Source organism: Halomonas sp. Y3 (assembly GCF_024137965.1).
Lineage (GTDB): Bacteria > Pseudomonadota > Gammaproteobacteria > Pseudomonadales > Halomonadaceae > Halomonas > Halomonas mongoliensis.
In genome coordinates this window covers 1,129,468-1,151,511 of the sequence record NZ_CP099975.1, presented here as the reverse complement: position 1 = coordinate 1,151,511, position 22,044 = coordinate 1,129,468, and the positions used below count along the sequence as shown (strand labels likewise).

At 68.8% G+C, this 22,044-nt stretch carries 22 protein-coding genes; 13 read left to right on the top strand and 9 right to left on the bottom strand.

Going from position 1 to position 22,044, the window contains the following annotated elements:
* Positions 1–10: 10 nt before the first annotated feature.
* Complete coding sequence (locus tag NHL60_RS05515; protein WP_253449944.1) at positions 11–1,522, bottom strand: CoA-acylating methylmalonate-semialdehyde dehydrogenase; 1,512 nt, start codon at positions 1,520–1,522, stop codon at positions 11–13.
* A 153-nt stretch (positions 1,523–1,675) separates the two neighbouring features.
* Here NHL60_RS05515 and NHL60_RS05510 point away from each other — a divergent pair, with 153 nt between their 5' ends.
* Positions 1,676–2,569, top strand: a complete 894-nt coding sequence (locus tag NHL60_RS05510; RefSeq protein WP_253449941.1) for a LysR family transcriptional regulator — start codon at positions 1,676–1,678, stop codon at positions 2,567–2,569.
* Positions 2,570–2,598: 29 nt separating this feature from the next.
* Here the strand turns inward: NHL60_RS05510 and NHL60_RS05505 are convergent, their stop codons facing one another.
* Positions 2,599–3,165 carry an NnrU family protein gene (locus NHL60_RS05505; RefSeq protein WP_253449938.1) on the bottom strand — a complete coding sequence of 189 codons (567 nt, stop codon included), beginning with the start codon at positions 3,163–3,165 and terminating at the stop codon, positions 2,599–2,601.
* A gap of 144 nt (positions 3,166–3,309) precedes the next feature.
* Between NHL60_RS05505 and NHL60_RS05500 the strand changes: the two genes are divergently transcribed.
* The 6 genes from NHL60_RS05500 to NHL60_RS05475 all read left to right on the top strand — a co-directional run bounded on the left by NHL60_RS05500 (position 3,310) and on the right by NHL60_RS05475 (position 10,325).
* Positions 3,310–3,897 carry a gamma-glutamylcyclotransferase gene (locus NHL60_RS05500; RefSeq protein ID WP_253449934.1) on the top strand — a complete coding sequence of 196 codons (588 nt, stop codon included), beginning with the start codon at positions 3,310–3,312 and terminating at the stop codon, positions 3,895–3,897.
* A gap of 42 nt (positions 3,898–3,939) precedes the next feature.
* Positions 3,940–5,187, top strand: a complete 1,248-nt coding sequence (locus tag NHL60_RS05495; protein ID WP_253449931.1) for a threonine ammonia-lyase — start codon at positions 3,940–3,942, stop codon at positions 5,185–5,187.
* A 129-nt stretch (positions 5,188–5,316) separates the two neighbouring features.
* Positions 5,317–7,050 (top strand): isocitrate/isopropylmalate family dehydrogenase, encoded by a 1,734-nt coding sequence (locus tag NHL60_RS05490; protein ID WP_253449928.1) that lies wholly within the window; start codon positions 5,317–5,319, stop codon positions 7,048–7,050.
* A gap of 134 nt (positions 7,051–7,184) precedes the next feature.
* Positions 7,185–7,493, top strand: a complete 309-nt coding sequence (locus NHL60_RS05485) for a monooxygenase (RefSeq protein ID WP_253449925.1) — start codon at positions 7,185–7,187, stop codon at positions 7,491–7,493.
* 247 nt (positions 7,494–7,740) lie between these two features.
* The gene (gcvT, locus tag NHL60_RS05480; RefSeq protein WP_253449922.1) at positions 7,741–8,856 is read left to right on the top strand and encodes a glycine cleavage system aminomethyltransferase GcvT; all 1,116 of its coding nucleotides are present in this window, start codon (positions 7,741–7,743) and stop codon (positions 8,854–8,856) included.
* A gap of 89 nt (positions 8,857–8,945) precedes the next feature.
* Complete coding sequence (locus NHL60_RS05475) at positions 8,946–10,325, top strand: L-serine ammonia-lyase (RefSeq protein ID WP_253449919.1); 1,380 nt, start codon at positions 8,946–8,948, stop codon at positions 10,323–10,325.
* A gap of 83 nt (positions 10,326–10,408) precedes the next feature.
* On the opposite strand, the gene NHL60_RS05470 is transcribed toward NHL60_RS05475, so the two are convergent.
* The 3 genes from NHL60_RS05470 to NHL60_RS05460 are packed head-to-tail and all read right to left on the bottom strand — an operon-like array spanning position 10,409 to position 13,407.
* Positions 10,409–11,725: an amidohydrolase gene (locus tag NHL60_RS05470; RefSeq protein ID WP_253449915.1), complete on the bottom strand. Its 1,317-nt coding sequence runs from the start codon at positions 11,723–11,725 to the stop codon at positions 10,409–10,411.
* Between the two features lie 16 nt (positions 11,726–11,741).
* Positions 11,742–13,202, bottom strand: coding sequence for a sodium:solute symporter (locus NHL60_RS05465; protein WP_253449912.1), 1,461 nt, complete (start codon positions 13,200–13,202; stop codon positions 11,742–11,744).
* Positions 13,195–13,407 carry a DUF3311 domain-containing protein gene (locus NHL60_RS05460; protein WP_253449909.1) on the bottom strand — a complete coding sequence of 71 codons (213 nt, stop codon included), beginning with the start codon at positions 13,405–13,407 and terminating at the stop codon, positions 13,195–13,197. The genes NHL60_RS05465 and NHL60_RS05460 overlap by 8 nt, the downstream gene beginning before the upstream one ends.
* Positions 13,408–13,575: 168 nt before the next feature.
* Between NHL60_RS05460 and NHL60_RS05455 the strand changes: the two genes are divergently transcribed.
* The 6 genes from NHL60_RS05455 (at position 13,576) to NHL60_RS05430 (ending at position 18,677) form a co-directional block, all read left to right on the top strand.
* Positions 13,576–14,490: a LysR family transcriptional regulator gene (locus tag NHL60_RS05455; RefSeq protein ID WP_253449906.1), complete on the top strand. Its 915-nt coding sequence runs from the start codon at positions 13,576–13,578 to the stop codon at positions 14,488–14,490.
* A gap of 67 nt (positions 14,491–14,557) precedes the next feature.
* The gene (locus NHL60_RS05450) at positions 14,558–15,163 is read left to right on the top strand and encodes a phosphatase PAP2 family protein (RefSeq protein ID WP_253449903.1); all 606 of its coding nucleotides are present in this window, start codon (positions 14,558–14,560) and stop codon (positions 15,161–15,163) included.
* A gap of 98 nt (positions 15,164–15,261) precedes the next feature.
* Positions 15,262–15,924: a DUF1826 domain-containing protein gene (locus NHL60_RS05445; RefSeq protein ID WP_253449900.1), complete on the top strand. Its 663-nt coding sequence runs from the start codon at positions 15,262–15,264 to the stop codon at positions 15,922–15,924.
* Positions 15,925–15,942: 18 nt separating this feature from the next.
* The gene (locus NHL60_RS05440; RefSeq protein WP_253449897.1) at positions 15,943–16,371 is read left to right on the top strand and encodes a TraR/DksA C4-type zinc finger protein; all 429 of its coding nucleotides are present in this window, start codon (positions 15,943–15,945) and stop codon (positions 16,369–16,371) included.
* A complete protein-coding gene (gene zigA / locus NHL60_RS05435; protein ID WP_253449894.1) occupies positions 16,371–17,588 on the top strand; it encodes a zinc metallochaperone GTPase ZigA in 1,218 nt (405 codons plus the stop codon). The genes NHL60_RS05440 and zigA overlap by 1 nt, the downstream gene beginning before the upstream one ends.
* A 3-nt stretch (positions 17,589–17,591) precedes the next feature.
* A complete protein-coding gene (locus tag NHL60_RS05430) occupies positions 17,592–18,677 on the top strand; it encodes a GTP-binding protein (RefSeq protein ID WP_253449891.1) in 1,086 nt (361 codons plus the stop codon).
* Positions 18,678–18,713: 36 nt separating this feature from the next.
* Here NHL60_RS05430 and NHL60_RS05425 read toward each other — a convergent pair whose 3' ends face one another.
* The 4 genes from NHL60_RS05425 to NHL60_RS05410 form a co-directional block, all read right to left on the bottom strand.
* Positions 18,714–19,634 (bottom strand): class I SAM-dependent methyltransferase, encoded by a 921-nt coding sequence (locus tag NHL60_RS05425; protein ID WP_253449888.1) that lies wholly within the window; start codon positions 19,632–19,634, stop codon positions 18,714–18,716.
* A 117-nt stretch (positions 19,635–19,751) separates the two neighbouring features.
* Positions 19,752–20,546 (bottom strand): metal ABC transporter permease, encoded by a 795-nt coding sequence (locus NHL60_RS05420; RefSeq protein ID WP_253449885.1) that lies wholly within the window; start codon positions 20,544–20,546, stop codon positions 19,752–19,754.
* Positions 20,536–21,141, bottom strand: coding sequence for an ATP-binding cassette domain-containing protein (locus NHL60_RS05415; RefSeq protein WP_253449882.1), 606 nt, complete (start codon positions 21,139–21,141; stop codon positions 20,536–20,538). The genes NHL60_RS05420 and NHL60_RS05415 overlap by 11 nt, the downstream gene beginning before the upstream one ends.
* On the bottom strand, positions 21,142–22,038 hold the full coding sequence (locus tag NHL60_RS05410; protein WP_253449879.1) for a metal ABC transporter substrate-binding protein: 897 nt from the start codon (positions 22,036–22,038) through the stop codon (positions 21,142–21,144).
* Positions 22,039–22,044: the final 6 nt, after the last annotated feature.

Here is a 22,044-nt window from a genome sequence, read left to right as displayed (position 1 = left end):
GCTCCCTCTCCTACTTGTGGGTCGGCATGGCGAACTCGGCGCCGCCGCGGATGGAGTCGGACCAGCGTTGCATGATCGACTTCTGCCTGGTGTAGAAGCGTACGCCCTCCTCGCCGTAGGCGTGGGTGTCGCCGAACATCGAGCGCTTCCAACCGCCGAAGCCGTGCCAGGCCATGGGCACCGGGATCGGCACGTTGATGCCCACCATGCCCACCTGGATGCGCCGGCCGAACTCCCGGGCCACGCTGCCGCTCTCGGTGAAGCAGCTCACGCCGTTGCCGAACTCATGCTCGTTGATCAGGCGGATGGCGGTGGCGATGTCGGGCACCCGCACGCAGGCCAGCACCGGGCCGAAGATCTCCTCCTTGTAGATGGTCATCTCCGGGGTGACGCGGTCGAACAGCGAACCGCCCATCCAGAAGCCCTCCTCGCAGCCCTCCCCGGCGTTCGCCGCATCGAAGTCGCGGCCGTCCACGACGAGTTCGGCACCCTCGGCAACGCCCTTCTCGATATAGCCGGTGATGCGCTCATGGGCCTGACGGGTGACGATGGGGCCCATCTCGGCGTCGAGCTCCATGCCGTTCTTGACCTTCAGGGCCCGGGCGCGCTCGGCCAGGCGCGGCACGATCTCATCGGCCACGTCGCCCACCAGCACCGCCACGCTGATCGCCATGCAGCGCTCCCCGGCACTGCCGTAGGCGGCGCCGACCAGGGCGTCGACGGCCTTGTCGAGGTCGGCATCGGGCATCACCACCATGTGGTTCTTGGCGCCGCCGAGTGCCTGGACGCGCTTGCCGTAGCGGGCGCCGCGCTCGTAGATCAGGTTGGCGATGGGGGTGGAGCCGACAAACGACAGCGCCTGCACCTCGGGGTGGTCGATCAGCGCCTCGACGCTCTCCTTGTCGCCCTGCACCACGTTGAAGACGCCGTCGGGCAGCCCGGCCCGCTTGAGCAGATCGGCGATCAGCAGCGAGGCGCTGGGATCCAGCGGGCTCGGCTTGAGGATGAAGGTGTTGCCGCAGGCGATGGCCACCGGGAACATCCACATGGGCACCATGGCCGGGAAGTTGAAGGGCGTGATGCCGGCGACGACGCCCAGCGGCTGGCGTAGGGTCCAGTTGTCGATGCCGCCACTGACCTGCTCGGTGTAGTCCCCCTTGAGCAGCTGCGGAATGCCGCAGGCGAACTCGACGATATCGATACCGCGGGCCACCTCGCCCTGGGCGTCGGTGAAGACCTTGCCGTGCTCCCGGGTGATCGCCTCCGCGAGTTCATCCTTGTGGGCGTTGAGCAGCTCCAGGAACCGGAACATCACCCGGGCGCGACGGATCGGCGGGGTATCGGCCCAGGCCGGAAAGGCCGCGGAAGCGGCCGCCACGGCGGCCTCCACGTCGGCGCCGCCCGCCAGGGCCACCCGGCCCGAGACCTCACCGGTGGCCGGGTTGGTCACCGGCTGGCTCTGGCCGGAGAGGCCTTCGGCCATTTGCCCATTGATATAATGTGCGATGCTGGCAGTGCTCATGGAGGGGACCTCGCGATGTCTTGTTAGTGGGGCATCAGGGGGCGCCGGAGGCGCCAGTAAGCTCCGAGACTAGCGCGACGGGCGCGAGAATCAATTGAGAGTTTCAAAAGCAAGATATAAATTTTACTGATATCACTTCGCCCGGATCTTCCCATGACCGACCTGCCCACCCTGCGCACCTTCGTCACCGTGGCCCGAGAGGGCAGCGTCTCCCGGGCCGCCGAACGGCTGCACCTGACCCAGCCAGCGGTGAGCCTCAAGCTCAAGCAGCTTCAGGCCCGCCTCGACCTGCGGCTCTTCCACCGCCATGCCCGGGGGCTCGCGTTGAGCGACGACGGCCAGGCGCTGCTGCCCGCCGCCGAGAAGGCCCTGGCCGCCATGGCCGCCTTCGAGCAGCAGGCCGGCACCCTGCACAGCACCCTGCGCGGGCGGCTGCGGATCGGCACCATCGTCGACCCGGAGTTCATCCGCCTGGGGGCCTTCCTGCGCCGCCTGGTGGAGCGCGCACCCCAGCTCGAGACCGAGCTCTCCCACGGCATGAGCGGCAGCGTGCTGGCGCGCCTGCGCCGCGACGAACTCGACGTCGGCTTCTATCTGGCCCCGCCCGGGGAGGGCCCCGGCGAGGCCGACGACGAGATCGCCTGTCGGGAGCTGACCCATTTCGACTATCAGGTGATCGCCCCCGCCGGCTGGGGCAGCCGCCTGTCGGGGTGCGGCTGGCGCCAGCTCGCCCGACAGCCCTGGATCGTCACGCCGTCGGACTCCGTGCACCACCGACTGCTCAACGGGGCGCTGGCGCCCCTCGGCGTAACGCCCCGGGGCGTGGCCCGGGTGGATCAGGAAGCGTGCATGCTCGACCTGGTGCGAGCCGGCGTGGGGCTGAGCCTGGCCCGGGATGCGCTGGCCATGGCCGAGCGTCAGGAGCGCGGCCTGACGGTAGTCGAAGGGGTGCGGCTGCCCTGCGCGCTCTGCTTCGTCTGGCGGCGGCGCCGCGGCGAGGAGCCGGTGATCGGCGAGGCCCTGGCGGTGCTGGAGCAGGTCTGGTGAGAGCGCCATGCCGCCAGCGCCGGGCCCTCCTACATCACCGGCACGCCGGTGACCCAGACGTGCAGGTGGAAGGCGAACAGATAGTAGGCCACCAGGCCCGCCACCACGGCGATGGCGGTGCGCGCCATGCTGGGCGCCTGTATTGCAGGGGCCGGGCGACGCCTGGCTGAGCGGAAGTCGAACACCGCCCAGAGCAGGAAGGCGCCGAAGAAGACGATATCCCCCAGGCGCCCATTGGCCAGCAGGTGGGAGAAGGCCCACAGCTTCACGGCGATGATCATAGGGTGGCCCAGCTTCACCTTGAGGTGGTTGCCCGGCACATAGGCCGCCACCAGCAGGATGAAGGCGGGAATCATCAGCAGCGAGACGGCGTGGCGCAGCCCCACCGGCGGGAACCAGACCCAGGTCGGGTCGAGGCGCATCTGGCCATAGCCCCAGATCGCCAGGGCCAGGCCGATGATCGACACCACCGAATAGGCCGCCTTCCAGGGCAGCGCCCCCAGGCGCTCGATCTGCGCAGCGCGCCAGTCGTCGGCGACGATGCGCACCGAGTGCACTCCGAGGAAGATCAACAGGCCGAGTATCATCACGGTCATGGGACGGGCTCCATCAGCAGAAAATGAACAGGCCGCCAGCCTACCGCACCCGCACGGCCGCGTCGCGCCCCTTCTCCCCTTAGACTTTCGCCACCCCGAGACGCATCATGGGGCCTTCCGCCCACCACCAATTGCACGACGACCATGGCCCTGGACACCACCGCCCTCAATCGCCAGATGACCCACTTCGACGGCCACGACCAGATCTGGCTGTTCGGCTACGGCTCGCTGATCTGGAAGGCCGACTTTCCCTATCTCGAGCGGCGCCCGGCCCATATCCACGGCTGGTCGCGCCGCTTCTGGCAGGGCTCCCATGACCACCGAGGCACCCCGGAGGCCCCCGGGCGCGTGGCCACCCTGGTGCGCGACCCGGCCGCCCTCTGCCATGGCATGGCCTATCGCATCACCCCCGAGGTGCTGGCACCCCTGGATGTGCGCGAGAAGAATGGCTACCTGCGCGAGGTGGTGAGCCTCTGCTTCGACGACGCGGCCGGTGGCCGCACCGAGGGGCTGATCTACCTGGCCGACGAGGAGAACGCCGCCTTCCTCGGCGACGCTCCGCCGGATGCCATCGCCGAGCAGATCGCCCGGGCCCACGGCCCCAGCGGCCCCAACCGCGACTACCTGCTCAACCTGGCCGAGGCTCTCCGCGAACTGGAGGTCGACGACCCCCATGTCTTCGACCTGGCACGGCGCGTGGTCGACTCAATCGACGAGGCCGCCCACCCCTAATCCCCAGGTTCCCTACAACAACAAGCACCAGGATGGCCACCGATGAGCGTAACCCTCGACGATATCCGCACCGCCGCCACTCGCCTGCATGGCAGCGTGGAGCGCACCCCCTGCCTGCACTCCCGGACGCTGTCCCGTATCGCCGGCTGCGAGCTCTACCTCAAGTTCGAGAATCACCAGTTCACCGCCGCCTTCAAGGAGCGCGGCGCGCTGAACCACCTGCTGAGCCTCAGTGACGAGGAGCGGGCCCGGGGCGTCATCGCCATGTCCGCCGGCAACCACGCCCAGGCGGTGGCCTACCACGCCGCCCGGCTGGGTATTCGCGCCACCATCGTCATGCCCCGTCACACCCCGAACCTCAAGGTGAGCAACACCCGCGCCCTCGGCGCCGAGGTGCACCTGGAGGGAGAGGGCGTTGCCGAGGCCGGCGACTACGCCAGACGCCTGGCCGAGGAGCGCGACCTGGTGTTCGTCCACCCCTACGACGACGAGCGCATCATCGCGGGCCAGGGCACCATCGCACTCGAGATGCTGCAGGACACACCGGACCTCGACACCCTGGTGATTCCCATCGGCGGCGGCGGGCTGATCGCGGGCAACGCCATCGCCGCCACCGAGCTCAGGCCTGGCATCGAGGTGGTGGGGGTGCAGACCCAGCGCTTCCCCGCCATGAAGCAGGCCCTGGCCGGCCAGCAGGTCCACTGCGGCCACGCCACCCTGGCCGAGGGGATCGCCGTCAAGCAGCCCGGCCGGCTGACCCTGCCCATCGTGCGCGACAGGGTCAGCGACATCGTGCTGGTGGACGAGCCCGAGATCGAGCGCGCCATCCTGCTGCTGCTGGAGATCGAGAAGACGGTGGTGGAGGGCGCCGGCGCCGCCGGCCTGGCCGCGGTGCTCGCCGACCCGGAGCGCTACCGGGGGCGCAAGGTGGGACTGATCCTCTGCGGCGGCAATATCGACATGCTGGCGCTCTCTTCGGTCATTCAGCGCGGCCTGGTGCGCAGCGGGCGCATCGTGCGCGTGCGGGTGGCGATACCCGACGTGCCGGGAGCACTCGCGGAGCTGACCCGGCTGCTGGCCGAGCAGTGCGCCAACGTGATCCAGATCGCCCATCAGCGCACCTTCACCGATATCTCCCTGCGCGCCACCGAGGTGGAGGCGACGCTCGAGACCCTGGGCAGCGAACATACCCGGGAGGTGATCGAGGCGCTGCGCGCCGAGGGCTATGATCCGGTGCTGCCCGCCAACGAGGTGCACCCGGACGAGCGCCGCTCGCCCCGCCGCAGATAGCCTAGCCTCGAGCCCTTCGCCCTACTGCTTTCTGCGCGTAGCGCCCGACGCACCTCGAGCGTACCCTTGGAGACTGCCGATCAGCGCACCGATTACCACAGAGTGATCCCTGGAAAACAAGGAAGAGTGATGAGCCGCAAAATCCATGTCGATGCCCCTCTCGTCATCCTGCACGGCGACGAGATGGCCCAGGTGGCCTTCGAGAAGATCCTCGAGACCTTCGTGACATCCCGGCTGGAGATCCCGCTGGTAGAGATCGACCTTTCGGCAGAGAACCGCCTGGTCACCAACGGACAGGTGATCGTCGATGCGATCGAGGCGCTCAAGCAGCACGGCGTGGGGATCAAGAACGCCGGCATGACGGTCAACCGCACCCAGCTCGGCGAGCTGCTCGCCAAGCACCCCGAGGTCGACAGCAGCCGCCTTCATCCGCTGGCCACCAAGTCGCCCAACGGCGCCATCCGCAAGGGCATCGGCGGCAATATCACCCGGGAAGACATCGAGTTTCGCAACCTCAAGGTGAAGCGCCCGGAGTGGATCGGCCGCGATATCGTGGTGGACACCATGGAGAGCGGCGGCATCAAGGACAGCTTCAACGAGCTCTCCCGGGCCACCGGCGTGGTCAAGCTGATGTTCGTGGGCGAAAGCGGCGACCCGGTGGAGCTGCACCGCCGCGAGGTCAACAAGGGCGATCCCTGGCTGCTGGCCACCAATGACCTGGAAGCGGTCAAGGCCTGGGCGCACCGCTTCTTCCAGCGCGCCATCGACGAGCGGCGCGATATCTATCTGGGCCTCAAGGACACCGTGATCGCCGGCTATGACGGCGTGATGCGCGCCGCCATCGAGGGCATCTTCGATCGGCACTACCGCGAACAGGTCGAGTCGCTGGGGCTGAAGTACTTCTACGAGCTGATCGATGCCCAGGCGGCGCGCCTGGTGGCCAACCCGCCGGAGCGGGCCATCTGGGGCGTGCCGGACAATACCACCGGCCGCAAGCTCTACAAGCTGGTGGAGCAGCTCAAGGTCTACGGCATCCCGGATCGCAAGGCCCAGGTCTCCATCTCACGCATGAGCGCCGGCGGCGGCGACCAGTACGGCAGCTTCAATGCTCCCGCCGAGGAGGACGGCATCCTCAAGGTGATCGTCGACGGCGAGGAGAAGTACGCCCGCCGGGTCAGGAAGGGCGACCCCATCCTGCTGATGTCCAACGACCAGGCGGCGATCAAGGACTGGGTGCTGCAGGTCTTCCGCGACGCCTCGCGCAAGGAGAAGGAGGTCTACTTCGGCCTCAAGCGCGAGTACATGGAGTATGACGAGGTCTTCAGCACGGCGATCACCGACGTGCGTCGCGAGCTCGCCGAGACCGGCACCCCGCCGCCGTCGTTCATGATCATGCGGCCCTCCAGCCAGCTCATCAAGATGATCACCGACCCGCCCCGCAACGCCCTCTACCCGGCCCAGAACCTGGACGGCGACATCTTCTCCGATATCTCCGCCGCCCTGGGGGGCAGCCTGGCCACCGCCAGCTCGATCATCGAGAGCAAGGAGGGCACCATGCTCTTCGAGGCGCCCCACGGCACCGCCCACGACCTCTACCTGAAGTACCTGGAGACCGACGGCCAGGAGGCGCACTTCAACTCCTCCGCCCTGCTCTTCGCCGTGGCCAACGCCCTGGAGGCCCTGGGCGAGCGCGACGAGAACGACGCCCTGATCGACTACGCCCATGCCCTCAAGGCGGCGCTGATCGATACCGTGGACGCCGGCATCATCACCGGCGACCTCAAGGGCAAGACCCAGGATCCGGCCAGCGAGACCCTGGTCGACATGCACGGCTTCCTCGACGCCGTGGCCAGCCGGCTCTAGCCGGTCCGCTGCTGCACGAGCCAGCGGGGCCTGCCTTTGGGCAGGCCCCGCGTCGTTGGAGCACTCGCCTCTCGTCTCCGAAAGACCGATACTGGGCCCAGGCTGACCCCGACACTCTCGACAAGGAGGCCCCCATGGCCACGATTCTTCAGGTGCACTTCCCCTTCGACGGCCCCTTCGGCGACGCCATGGTCGAGGCCATGACCCCGCTGGCCCGCTCCATCAACGACGAGCCGGGCCTGCTGTGGAAGATCTGGACGGAAGACCAGCAGGCCGGACGCGCCGGCGGTGTCTATCTCTTCGCCACCCGGGCGGACGCCGAGGCCTACTGCCGGATGCACACCGCTCGCCTGGAGGGCATGGGAGTCACCGGCATCGAGGCGCAGCTCCTCGAGGCCAACGAGGCCCTCTCGGCGATCAACGGCGGGCCGCTGACCTCCTAGTCCAGCACCAAGCCCCGCGTTTCCAATAGGAAAGTGACGCTCCGACAGCTCCCCCCGAATTCCTTGCCGGAGCCCGTCGAATTCACCTTTCATGCCCCACAGCCCGCTCTCTCTCCGGGGAGGACGGGCGATTTTTCACGGCCCCATTGTTTCTTATAGGAAACTTCGTCTACTCTAGTCACCATCCAGGCCCCGACCGCTATGCTTGTGGCAGGCCGCCCCTTCCCGCCGTGACCGGAGACTCCCCATGAGCGAACTGAACCGCACTCCCCTCCACGACCTGCACCTGGCCCTGGGCGCCAAGCTGGTGCCCTTTGCCGGCTACGAGATGCCGGTGCAGTATCCGCTAGGCGTCAAGAAGGAGCACGAGCACACCCGCACCGCCTCCGGCCTCTTCGACGTCTCCCATATGGGTCAGCTGCTGCTGCGCGGCCCGGAGCCCGCCAAGGCGCTCGAGACCCTGGTGCCGGCGGATATCCTGGGCCTCGCCGAAGGCTGGCAGCGCTACGCCATCTTCACCAGCGAGGCCGGCGGCATCCTCGACGACCTGATGGTGGTCAACGCCGGCGACCACCTCTACCTGGTGGTCAACGCCGCCTGCAAGGAGCAGGACGTCGCTCACCTGCGCGCCAACCTGCCCGCCGGCCACGAGATCGAGGTGCTGGACCGCGGCCTGCTCGCCCTGCAGGGCCCGCAGACCGCCGCGGTGATGGAGCGCCTCTGCCCCGCCGCCTGCGAGATGGTCTTCATGCAGCACGGCCACTTCGAGATCGACGGCATTCCCGTCTGGATCAGCCGCAGCGGCTACACCGGTGAGGATGGCTTCGAGATCTCGATGGCCGCCGACCAGACCGAAGCCCTGGCCAGGCGCCTGCTCGACGAGCCGGAAGTGGAAGCGATCGGCCTCGGTGCCCGGGACTCCCTGCGCCTCGAGGCGGGGCTCTGCCTTTATGGCCACGATATCGACGCCGAGACCACGCCAGTGGAGGCCGGCCTGATCTGGGCCATCGGCAAGCCGCGCCGTCGCGGCGGCGAACGCCCCGGCGGCTTCCCGGGCGCCGAGGCGATCCTGCACCAGGTGGAGGCCAAGGATCACCGCCGCAAGCGGGTCGGCCTACTCGGCGAAGGCCGCGCCCCGGTGCGCGAAGGCGCCAGGCTCTTCGACGCGGCCGGCAACGAGATCGGCGTGGTGACCTCCGGCGGCTTCGGCCCCAGCGTCGGCAAGCCGGTGGCCATGGGCTACGTCGACGTGGCCCATGCCGAGCTCGGCACCACCGTCCATGCCGAGGTGCGCGGCAAGCGCCTGCCCATGACGGTCAGCAAGATGCCCTTCGTCGCGCCCGGCTACTTTCGCGGCAAGTAACGCTACGGCCCGGCAGGCGCTCCCGCGCCCGCCGGCACCGACCGCCTGCCCAGGCCCCGCAACAACAAGCCGTACGCAGGAGACGCCCCATGGCTATCAGCGTTTTCGACCTCTTCAAGATCGGTATCGGGCCCTCGAGCTCGCACACCGTCGGCCCCATGCGGGCCGCCCACGACTTCATCGGCGAGCTCAAGGCGGGTGACCTGCTCGAGCGAGTCGCCCGCGTCGAGGTGCAGCTGTTCGGCTCGCTCTCCGCCACCGGCATCGGCCACGGTACCGACCGCGCCGTGCTGATGGGGCTGATGGGCGAGCGGCCCGATCGTATCGACCCGGCGCTCATCGCCCCCTGCATCGAGGAGCTCCTGGAGGCCGAGGCGCTGCGCCTGGACGGCCGCCACAGCGTGCCCTTCCTCTGGGCCCGAGACCTGCAGCTGCAGGAGGAGAGCCTGCCCCACCACCCCAACGCCATGCGCCTGATCGCCCACGGCCATGGCGGCGAGCTCCATCGCAACACCTACTACTCGCTGGGGGGCGGCTTCGTCATCGACGAGGCCCAGGCCGCCGCGGGGAAGCTCGATACCGACACCGCCACCCTGCCCTACGACTTCCAGAGCGCCGACGAGCTGCTGGCCATGTGTCGCAGGAGCGGCCTCGGCATCAGCGAGCTGATGCTGGAGAACGAGAAGGCGTGGCGCAGCGAAGCCGAGATTCGCGAAGGCCTGCTGACGATCTGGACGGCGATGCAGGCGTGCATCGTCAAGGGCATGGAGGCCGAGGGCACCCTGCCCGGCGGGCTCAAGGTCAAGCGCCGCGCCAGGGCGCTCTACCAGCGGATGCTGGCCAGCGAGGACGACCACTCGCTGATCGCCTCGACGATGTCGGCCATGGACTGGGTCAACCTCTATGCGCTCGCCGTCAACGAGGAGAATGCCGCCGGCGGGCGCATGGTCACCGCCCCCACCAACGGCGCGGCGGGGATCATCCCGGCGGTGCTGCAGTACTACATGCAGTTCCGGAAAGGCGCCTGCGAGCGCGACGTGGTGAACTTCCTGCTCGCTGCCGGCGCCGTGGGCATCCTGTGCAAGAAGAACGCTTCGATCTCAGGCGCCGAGGTGGGCTGTCAGGGCGAGGTGGGCTCCGCCTGCGCCATGGCCGCCGCCGGCCTCACCGAGGTGATGGGCGGCACCATCGACCAGGTGGAGAACGCCGCCGAGATCGGGCTGGAGCACAACCTGGGGCTGACCTGCGATCCGGTGGGCGGCCTGGTGCAGGTGCCCTGCATCGAGCGCAACGCCATCGCCTCGGTGAAGGCGATCAACGCCGCCCAGATGGCGCTGCGCGGTGATGGTGAGCACTTCATCTCCCTGGACAAGGTGATCCGCACCATGCGCGACACCGGCGCCGACATGCAGGCCAAGTACAAGGAGACCTCCACGGGGGGCCTGGCCGTCAGCGCCATCGAGTGCTGAGGGTGCCGAAGCCCTGACGCAGGAAGGCCGCCCCGAGGGGCGGCCTTCTGCGTTGTCGGAGCCGAGTGGCTGCCTGGCGTCCCTCAGGGCGCCAGCCAGGCCAGCGCCCCCGCGGCCATGGCCGCCATGCCGGTGCGCAGGGTCACTGCGTTGCCCGGGAAGTAGTAGGGCGAATGGGGCATCTCCAGGTGGCGCATCTTCTCGGAGACGCTCGCTCCCGGCGTCTCGGCCCAGCGTTCGGCCGGCGTGGCGCCGATAAACCAGTAGACATAGGGAATATCGTCACCGCCGAAGCCGCCGGCCTCGGCGCTGCCGAAGAGGGGGAAGTCTTCGCTGCCGTTGAGGCGCGGCATGGCATAGAGGTTCGCCTCGCCGAACTGCTCGGCATGGGCGCGACGCACCTGCTCCACCGCCGCGGCATCGTTGTGCAGGGCGATGGTCTCGTTGAGCACCCGGAACTCTGGGGGCCTGGGCGAGCGCCCCGCCTCGCACTCGGCGCGGATGATGCGCTCGATGCTCTCGACCACCCGGGCGTGCAGGGCGTTGTCGAAGCTGCGCACGTTGATCTCCAGCTCCGCCGCGTGGGGGATGATGTTGGCCTGGGTGCCGGCATGCAGCTTGCCGACGGTCACCACCACGGTCTCCTCCGGCGGCACCTCCCGGGAGACGATGCTCTGCAGGCGGGTCACCACGTGGGCGGCGATCACCACCGGATCCACTGCCTGGGCCGGCATAGAGCCGTGGCCACCGGCGCCGTGGATGGTCACCGCCAGGTTGGTGCAGGCGGCCATGGCGCCGCCGGCGATGTGCCCGACGGTGCCGGCAAGCGCCGGCATGTTGTGCTGGCCGAGGATCACATCGGGCCGTGCGAAGCGCTCGTAGAGGCCGTCGTCGAGCATCGCCCGAGCGCCGCCGAAGATCTCCTCGGCGGGCTGGCAGATCAGCATCAGGGTACCGGACCACTGCTCCCGAAGCCCGGCCATCACCGCCGCCGCTCCCACGATGCAGCTGCTGTGCAGGTCGTGGCCGCAGGCGTGCATCAGGGGCACCTGACCGCTGTTGCTCTCCGCGGTCTGCACGCTGGCATAGTCGAGCCCGGTCTTCTCCTCGATCGGCAGCGCGTCCATGTCGCCGCGCAGCATCACGGTGGGACCCTCGCCGTTCCTGAGCAGGGCCACCACCCCGGTGCCGCCGACGCCGCGAGTCACCGCATAGCCCAGGGCCTCCAGGGCCTCGGCCAGGCGAGCGCTGGTCTCGTGCTCCTGGAAGGGCAGCTCCGGAAACTGGTGAAGCTGACGATAGAGCGCCTGCACCCTCTCGAAGGCGGCCTCCACCTGGCCGCCGATGGCGGCCCGGCGATCAGGGTGTGCAAGGCGGGGCGTGTCGAGTTGCATTGTCATCTTGGCCTCCTTTGCCTTAGACGCTCTTGCCGGCCAGGGCCTGGCCGTCCCGAGACGTGCGACCCAGCAGCTGCCAGGCCCCCACCACCGCCACGTTGAGCAGCATGGCCCAGACGCCGGCGTGCCAGCCCAGCGGCGAGCTCCAGACGAAATCCATCAGCAGGTAGGCCAGGCTGCCCACCAGGGCACCGGCCATCACGCTGGCGCGGCGCAGCTGCGGCAGGAAGAGCGCACCGAGCACCATGGGGAAGAGCTGGACGATCAGCCCATAGGCCCCCAGCAGCAGCAGCACCAGGGAAGCGGGATTGGCCAGGGCGAAGAGGTAGGCGATCAGCGACAGCCCGAGCACGCTCCAGCGGGTCGCCTTGACGACGCTCTGCTCGCTCGCCCCCTTCATGACCGTCGGGCTCATCACATCGCGCACCAGCACGATCGCCGCGGTATGCGCCAGGTTGGCCCCGGTGGACATGGCCGCCGCCAGGGCACCGGAGAGCATCAGCCCGATCACCCAGGGCGAGAAGTTGGCCACGTCCATGACCATGCGCAGCAGCACGGTATCGGAGCGCACCAGGGGCTCATCGGCGAACACCAGGATGCCGGCGAAACCGATGAACAGCAGCGGCACCAGCAGGTAGGCGTAGAGAGGATAGAAGACGCTGACCTTGCGCAGGGTCCTGCCGCTGTCGGCGGAGTAGAACTTCATGAAGAGGTGCGGCCACATGGCGCCACCGAAGGCGCTGACCAGCACGGCGGTGCTGAAGTAGCCCCAGTTCATGCCGGTGGCCCCGGGCATGGTCAGGGACTCGGGCATGGTCAGCTGGATCTGGCTGAACATCTCGCCCACCCCGCCATAGAGGCGCTCGGAGATCGACAGGCCGAGGAACCAGGCGATGGCGATCATCATGATGCCCTGGATCAGGTTGGTCCAGCCGATGCCGTTGAGGCCGCTGGTGAAGACATAGGCCGCCACCACCACGAAGGCCAGCAGGGCGCCGAGCCAGAAGGGAATCAGGCCGTCGGTGGCCGCCTGGAACAGCAGGCCGGCGCCGGCGATCTGGATGGTCAGGTAGGGCACCAGCGCCAGCACGCCGATGACCCCGGCCAGGATACCCAGCGACCTGCTCTGGTAGTGGTCGGCGATCATGTCGCCCTGGGTCAGATAGCCCTTCTGGCGCCCCAGGGAGGCCACCCGCGGCCCCATGGCCCAGATGGTGATGGGCACCAGCGACAGGTAGGCAAGGATATAGAAGGCCGGTGCGCCGTGCTGATAGGCCCAGCCGGGTGCGCCCAGGAAGGCGAAGGCGGAGAAGATCTCGGCGCCGAGGATAAAGAAGAGGATCACCACGCCGACGTGGCGTCCCCCGGCCACATAGCCCTCGAGGCTGGAGTTCTCCTGGCCCCGGGCGCGCAGGCCGACCCAGAGCACACCGAGGAGATAGGTCAGAGTGATACCGACGACGATCAGCGAATCAGTCATGGCGGCCACCTCCGTGACGGACCACGAAGGCCACCCACATGCCGGCAAAGAGCACCAGCATCCAGAGGATGTACCAGAAGAACAGGAAGGGGAGCCCCAGCACAGTGGGCTCGATACGGTTGGCGATCAGGGCGCCGGGCCAGATCATGGCCAGGGTGCACAGGGCAAAGTGCAGTCCCGTCAAAAGGTGATAGGTCTTGGTCATCGCGAAGGTCCAGGGGTCGTCCGGCTCGCACGGGGCGAGGCTTGTTATGGGTTGTTCTCCCACTATGAAACGCCCCTTTCGATAGAAAAAATATAGCTTTTGCATAGCTGACATGCTGAATTGATATGGGTAGAGTGGCAGCCCTCTCCGCCCGATGCCGTGAGCCCCATGGAATTCCGCCAACTCAGCTATTTCATTGCGATTGCAGAGACCGGTTCGATCTCCGCCGCCAGCCACCGCGTGCACGTGGCCCAGCCCGCACTGACCCGCCAGCTACGACTATTGGAGGAGGACCTGGAGACCCGGCTGCTGGAGCGGCATGCCCGAGGCGTGCGCCTGACGGTGGCGGGTCAGGCGCTCTACGAGGAGGCGGTAGCGCTGCTGGACCGCCGCACCCAGATCAAGGCGCGACTCTCGGCGCTGGGCAGCGGCATGACCGGCAAGCTGAGCCTCGGGGTCACGGTGACCCACCTCTGGATGCCGGAAGTGGCCGGGCTGATGCACCGCTACCGGCAGCGCTACCCCCAGGTGGGCTTCGAGGTCTTTCCGCTGCTCTCCGGCCCCCAGCTCGAGCGGCTGCGCGAAGGTACCCTGGATGCCGGCATCCTCTACCTGGACAGCGCCGAGCAGCACGGCCTCGAGACCCGGCAGCTGCAGAACGACCACCTGATCCTGGCAGTGCCCACCCCGTCATCCTGGGCTACCTCACCGCCCCGGCGCCTCCATGAGCTCGAACAGGCGGACTTCATCTGGGGCTTTCGCAGCGTCTCGCCGGTCTACTATGACAGGGTCATGGCCCACTTCCAGCGCCTCGATTTTCACCCCCGGATCGTCCAGTTCGGCGCCGACAACACCGCCATCCTGAGCATGGTGGCCGCCGGCCTGGGGGTCGCCATCGTGCCCGCCGCCAGCGCCTGCCTGCCCATGCCGGGAATTCGCTTCCTGGAGATTGAGGAGCTGGCCCGCTGCGACATGCCGCTCTGGCTGGCCTGGCGCACAGGCAACGACTCCCCGGCCCTCGGCAACCTGGTCACCCTGGCCGGAGAGGCATTTACACCGAAGAAAACGGGGCCAACGGTGTAGGCACAGGGGGCAAACCCCGATAGAGTCCGGGCACGCCGTCATGTTTCTGTCACAAGACCCCTGCCTCATGGACAATAACTCGTTGAACCTCGCCCTGTTCGCTTACCTCAACGCCGCTCCCGACAGCGACCCTCGCCTGCTGCTGATGGCGGAGGTTTTCGCCGTCTACCTGATCTGGCTGGTGCCCGCCCTGCTGGTCATCGGCTGGCTGCGCGGCAGCGACCGCCTGAAGCGCCCGCTGCTCGAAGCCTTCATCGCTACCCTGCTGGCTCTGGCAGCCAGCTGGCTGATCGGCGCCCTCTGGCACACGCCGCGCCCCTTCATGGTACCGGTGGGGCAGACCTTTCTGGAGCACGCGCCCACGGCGGCCTTCCCCAGCAACCATGCCACCATCATGCTGACCATGGCCTTCAGCCTGATGCTTCACGGCGGCACCCGGCGCATCGGCCGCTACCTGCTACTGCTGGCCCTGCCGGTCGCCTGGTCGAGGGTCTATCTGGGTGTGCACTTCCCCCAGGACATGCTGGGCGCCCTGCTGCTGGCCACCGGCGTGGCCGCGCTGGTCGGCATCAGCCGCGGCTGGCTGATCCTGCCCTTCTATCACCATGTGGCAAGAAGGCTATATCACCTGCTGTTCGCCCCGCTGATCAGCCGCGGCTGGGTGGAGCGCTGAGCCCCAGTTTTGCTTTCCCTTGAATAACGACTGGAGATGACAACGGCCGCCCCAATAGATATGTTATAACATTCTCAGAACCCCACGGGAGATCCTGCATGTCGTTGCCCGCCCTCTCCGCTCCCCTTTCCGATACGGAACTGGCCCGCCACCTGGCCCTGGGTGACGAGATCGACGTCCTGCCGCGCATCTTCGAGGACGATATCAACATCGCCGTGATGCGCCGGCGCCTCTCGGCGGCGCTGCAGCAGAGCGTTCTGGCCCAGTGCCAGGCCGAGCGTGCCTGGCAGCTGGCCTGGCTAGGCCAGCCCGGCGACGACCTGCGCGCCGACCTGCTCAAGCGGCTGCCCGCCGCCGAGGCGGCCGAGGCGCTGGTGGAGGACGTCCAGCTGCTGGCCGAGGCCATGGCCTACCTGTTCGATACCGACACGGTGGGCATCCGCCTGCGCCTGCTGGACGCCGCCATGTGCCCGCGCTTCCACGTCGACAACCTGCCGGTGCGCCTGGTGACCACCTATCACGGCCCGGGCAGCGAATGGCTTCCCGAGGAGGCCGTCAACCGCGAAGGCCTGGGCGCCCCCTCGGCGGAGAAGCCCGAGATCGTGCGCGACCCCGGAGCCATCCAGCGGCTCGTGGCGGGCGACCTGGCCCTGCTCAAGGGGGGCGGCTGGGAGGGCAACGAACAGCGCGCCCTGGTGCACCGCAGCCCCGCGCTGACCGAGGGGCAGAAGCGCCTGCTGCTGACCATCGACCCCGCCTGACGCCAGCAAGAGACCACCATGCCCTATACCCCCGAAGAGGCGCGCCTGCTGGCGATGCCCGACGACGACTACATGAACGACGAGCAGCTGGCCTTTTTTCGCGAGCGACTGCTCGAGGAGAAGGCGCAGGTGGAAGAACACCTGCGCGAGGTGCGCGCCGCCATGGCCTCCCATGAGCGCGACAGCGACGAGCTGGACCAGGCGGCCTTCGAGGAGGAGCTGCGCCTGCAGCTGCGCCAGGCCGACCGCGAGACCCGCCTGCTGGCCAACATCGAGGCGGCCCTGCGCCGCATCGACGCGGACGACTACGGCTATTGCGAGGAGACCGGCGAGCCGATCGGTCTCCCCAGGCTGCTGCTGCGCCCCACCGCCAAGCTCTGCCTGGAGGCCAAGGAGCGCCAGGAACAGCGCGAGAACCACTACCGCAAGACCCGAGGTGAAGGCTGATGACATCCCTGCACACGCCCCTGCCGGTGACCGTGCTCTCCGGTTTCCTGGGCGCCGGCAAGACCACCCTGCTCAATCATATTCTCGCCAACCGCGAGGGCCGCCGGGTGGCGGTCATCGTCAACGACATGAGCGAGGTCAACATCGATGCCGCCCTGGTGCGCGGCACCCCCGGCGACGAGGAGGTGACCCTCAACCGCGCCGAGGAGCGGCTGGTGGAGATGAGCAACGGCTGCATCTGCTGCACCCTGCGCGAAGACCTTCTCGTGGAGGTGCGCCGGCTCGCCGAAGAGGGGCACTTCGACACCCTGGTGATCGAATCCACCGGGATCTCCGAACCGCTGCCGGTGGCCGAGACCTTCACCTTCGCCGACGAAGAGGGTCGCAGCCTCTCGGACGTCGCTCGCCTCGACACCATGGTCACCGTGGTCGACGGCGCCAACTTCCTTACCCAGTACCGCGAGGCGCAGTCCCTGGCCGAGGCGGGCGAGAGCCTCGGCGAGGAGGACGAGCGCAACGTCGCCGACCTGCTGGTGGACCAGATCGAGTTCTGCGACGTGCTGCTGATCAGCAAGAGCGACCTGCTCACCTTCGCCCAGCTCGACGAGCTCGCCGCGGTGCTGCGCTCGCTCAACCCCGAGGCCGAGCTGATCCCCATCACCCACGGCCAGGTGCCGCTGGAGAAGGTGCTCGACACCGGCCGCTTCAGCTTCGAGCGCGCCCAGCAGGCGCCGGGCTGGCTCAAGGAGCTGCGCGGCGAGCACGTGCCGGAGACCGAGGAGTACGGCATCTCGAGCTTCGCCTACCACGCCCGGCGCCCCTTCCACCCGCAGAAGTTCTTCGAGCTGCTGCATGGCGACTGGTTCGGCGGCAAGCTGCTGCGCTCCAAGGGCTTCTTCTGGCTGGCCACCCGACCGCAGTTCGCCGGCCAGTGGAGCCAGGCCGGCGGCATCGCCCACTACGGCTTTGCCGGCATGTTCTGGAAGGCGGTACCCGAGTCGCGCTGGCCGGAGGACCCCGACTATCGCGCCGCCATCCTCGACAAGTGGCAGGAGCCCTTCGGCGACATGCGCCAGGAGCTGGTCTTCATCGGCCAGAACCTCGACGAGGCGCGCATCCGCCAGGCCCTGGACGCCTGCCTGCTCAGCGAAGAGGAGCTGCTCGCCGGCAAGGAGGCCTGGCAGGCGCTGCCCGACCCCTTCCCCGCCTGGGAGTAAGCCATGCGCGACGCAGACCTTACGCCGGTCACGGTGCTGACCGGCTTTCTCGGCAGCGGCAAGACCACCCTGCTCAACCGCCTGGTGCGCCAGCCCGCCATGCGCGATGCGCTGGTGGTGATCAACGAGTTCGGCGATATCGGCCTCGACCACCGGCTGGTCGCCGAGGGCGACGAGCACAGCGTGGTGGAGATGAGCAGCGGCTGTCTCTGCTGCACCATCCGCGGCGACCTGAGCAAGAGCGTCCAGCAGGCCTGGGAGGCGATTGCGCGCGACGGGGGCCGGCCGATCTCGCGGATGCTCATCGAGACCACCGGCCTGGCCGATCCGGCGCCCATCCTGCAGACGTTGATGACCGACCACTGGCTCGCCCAGCGCTTTCGCCTGGACGGCGTGGCCTGCCTGGTAGATGCGGCCAACGGCCTCTCGACCCTCAACGCCCACCGGGAATCCCAGCGCCAGGCCGCCATCGCCGACTGCCTGCTGATCACCAAGGCCGATCTTGTCGACGACGACCGCCTGGCCCGGCTGCGCGAGCGACTCACCGAGGTCAACCCCGCCGCCGAACAGCTCGACGTGCGCCAGGGCGAGCTGGACGCCGAGCGGTTGACCGCGCGGCGCCTGCCCGCCGCGGGCAGGGCGGGCCAGCAGGCCGAGGGCTGGCTGGGTGCGGCCTCCTACGCTCAGGTGTCGCTCCAGCCGGGGCTGACCCCGACGCCCGCCGAGGCCTCCGCCCCGCTGCTGGCGCCTGCGGCCACGGCCCCGCTCAGCCGGCACGGCGAGCAGATCCGCTCCTTCTGCTTCAGCGTGGAGGCGCCCATCGCCCCCGAGGTGCTGGAGGACTGGCTGGATCTGCTGATGAGCCTGCTGGGCGACAAGATGCTGCGCGTCAAAGCCATCGTAAACGTGGCGGGGCAGGCGCAGCCCCTGGCCCTGCACGGCGTGCAGCATATCTTCCACTCCCCGGTGACACTGCCAATGGCGGCCTGCCCGGACGGGGTCTCGCGCTTCGTCTTTATCACCAATGGCGTGGCGCCCGAAGCCGTGACCCGGCTGTTCGAATTCTTTCGGGCGCCGCACTCGCCATGACCTGCCGCACCGCCCTCTGGACAGCCTGAGTGCCGCCTATCGGTCGGCGGCACCCTCTTCGAGGGCCGCCGACGGCGAGTCAACCGACCGAGACTGCGCTGCCGGCAGCGCATGGTGTTCAGGCCCCAGAGGCTCGGCGGCGATCACATAGTCGGCACCGCAGGGCAGCCCCGTCTCGCTGCGCGCCAGGGGTAGCGCCTCGGCGCGCAGCGCTTCGATGCGCCCCCGGAGCGCCTCGGCCAGCGCCGGGTCCTTCAGCTGATCCAGCTGCTTCAGGCACATGTCGAGCTGCGAATTGACGAAGCGCTCCCGGTAGCGGATGGGAAACTGGCGCACCTCGAGCACGCGAAAGCCGGCAATGCCGAGCTGGCGCAGCACCCAGGAGGCCGGATACTCCCGGTAGGGGCGCCCGTTGCCCATCAGCAGACAGGCGTCGCGCAGCCTGCCGATGGCCTGAACGATGCGCCCCTCCCGGGTATCGGGGGCATCCAGAACATAGGGCTCGGTGCCAACGATATAGAGCCTGCCCTTTACGTGGGGCCTCAGGCGCGTCAGCACCTGCTCCTGCCAGTAGGGCGCAAAGCCCTCGATGGCGCCGATAAAGTAGTCCAGCAGCACCGTGTCGAAGCACTCCCCGTAGAACAGCTCGGGAGCGATCCAGTTGGCCACCAGCACGCGGTCCTGAGGGCGCATGCGCTCCCCCGCCGCCTTCTTGGCGGTGCGCGCCATGCCGGCCGAGGCGGTGACTGCGGCCCAGCGCTCGGTCTCAAGCGAGGAGACCCAGCGCAGCGAGTTGTAGCCGGTGCCCGCATCGAGAAAGCTGCCCCAGGGCTGGCTGCCCTGCAGGGCCTCGATGGTGCGGAAGATCGGCGAGGCCGTGCGCGAGGCGCCGGCATCGGCGGAAGGCGCAGTGGCGCGAGACGGAATTGAAGCGGAGCCTGTCACAGTCGATGTCATGGGGTTGATCGTCGAGTTGAAGAGGGAACGGAGCGCAGCGCCCATAGCGTGATGCCCGCCGCCACGTGGGCGCAGTGGCGCGAGACGGAATTGAAGCGGAGCCTGTCACAGTCGATGTCATGGGGTTGATCGTCGAGTTGAAGAGGGAACGGAGCGCAGCGCCCATAGCGTGATGCCCGCCGCCACGTGGGTCACGATCAGCACGGGGGCGAAGGGCTGGTCCAGCCAGAGGCTGAGCCACCAGGCCAGCATAAAGGCGACCAGCGCCAGCAGCACGGCGTGAAGCAGGCAGTGCTGCAGGTGGCGCGCCCGCAGCGCGCTGATCCAGGCGGGAAACAGCAGCGTCGACAGCGCGGCCGGCACGCCAAACACCATGGCGCCCATGACGATCACGGCGACCAGCCACACCGCCTCCGCCAGGCGCATGGGCAGGCCTGGCACCGCCCAGGAGGCCAGGTTGGGCAGCAGCTGTGAGCGCAACCAGATGCGCTTGAGGGGCCGGAGCAGCGGCAGGGAGAACAGCGTCAGCCCGACAACCGCCCAGGCGTCGGCCGGCGCCACGAAGTAGAGCTGACCCTCGGCCCAGCGGGCCGCTGCCAGGCTCGCCTGGGGAGCGTTGGCCGCCAGCAGCGTCACCAGGGCCAGGCCAGCCAGAAAGCTGGCCAGCGCCGCATGCTCGCCCTGTCGCTGCAGGCGCAGCAGCCACATCATACCCCCGCTCACTCCCAGCGCCAGGGGCAGCACCGGCCAGGTCAGCGCCGATGCCGCCACGCCGCCCACGGCGGCCCACTGGCTGAGCGCCAGGGCCTGCCAGGCGGAGCCCTTCAGAAAGAGGCCGACGCCGGCAAGGGCGAGCAGCAGGGTCATGCCGGTGCCGGCCAGCAGCGGCAGCCAGAGAAGGTCAGGCGGCATCCAGGCAGGCCTCCAGAGGCAGAGCGGTCGCGCCACAGGCCTCGATCATGCCGCTGTCGTGGCCGGTCATCAGCAGCGTGACGCCCGGGTCCAGCGCCGTCATCAGCTCCACGGCGGCTTCCTTGACGGCGTGATCCAGATGGTTGGCCGGCTCGTCCAGCATGACCAGGTGGGGCACCCGCCCTTCCGCGCCGGGCGGCGGCGACAGCGCCGCCGCCAGCCGCAGCAGCTGCCACTGCCCGCCGCTGAGGGTATCCAGCCGCCTGGGCAGCAGCGCTGCCAGGCGCGGCAGCGCGGGCGGCACCACCTCCATGGCGGCGAACCAGTCGTGGCCGGAAAGCGGCCAGGGCTCGCGCCGGGCGCTTTCCTGGGCCAGCAGCATCAGCGTCAGCCCCGGAGCGCAGCGCAGGCGACCCGAAAACAGCGTCGCCTGGCCGGCAATCGCCTTGAGCAGCAGCGACTTGCCGCTGCCGTTGGGGCCGGTGATGGCGAGCCGGGCTCCCGCCGAGACCCTCAGGCTCAGAGGGCCGACCAGAGCCCGAGCAACGCCCAGCGAGGCACGCTCCAGCGCCACGACCTCGCTGCCGCTGGCCATTCAGCGCGCGTCCAGCGCATCGACCCAGTCCCGCATCAGGGCCAGATAGCCCTCAAGCGTCGGCGTCTGCGGCTCCAGCGCTACGCTGGTCGCCGGCCAGCCCAGCTGACGCTGCAGGAACTCCGCCCCCTTGGCAGGCTGGAAGCTGGCATAGAGAACGCGCCCCTCGGTGCCCTGCAGCTTGCCGACCAGCTCGCCCAGGTGGCGGGCGCTGGGCGGAATGCCCGGCGCCGGCTCGAGATAGCCGACGACCTCCACGGGCAGCCACTCTTCCAGGTAGTCGAGGTCCTCGTGGTAGACCACGATGCGCTGCTCGGCCACGCCCTCGGCCAGCTGCCGGGTCTGCTCGCGCAGGGTCTCCGCCAGGGCGCCGGCACGCGCGTGATACGCCTCGGCATGGGCCGGGTCGAGACGCGCCAGCCGCCGCGCCAGCGCCTCGCCCAGCGACGCCATGCGCATGGGATCCACGTTGAAGTGAGGGTTGCCTTCGGCATGCACGTGCCCCACGTTCGGGCCATCCATGGTGATGGAGCGCCGCAGCGGCAGGATGCTGGCACCGACGAAGTGCGTTTCCCGGCCGCTGTTGACCGCCGGATTGGCGGCGCCACGCTGGGCGGCGGGCAGCCAGCCTTCCTCCAGCCCGGCGCCGACCTCCAGCAGCATATCGGCACGGCGCAGCGCCGCCATGAAGCTCGGGCGCGCGTCCAGGTAGTGGGCATCGCGGTCCGGCGCAGCCAGCACCGTGACCGACACCTGCTCACCCCCCACCTCGTTGGCCAGCATCCCGAGGCTTGCCGTGGTCGCCACGATGTTCAGCGCCGCCAGGGCCGGCAGCGGCAGGCTCAGCAGGAGCGCCAGGGCCAGGGCCCCGACGCCGCGATTGCGCATGAATCGCATCTAATA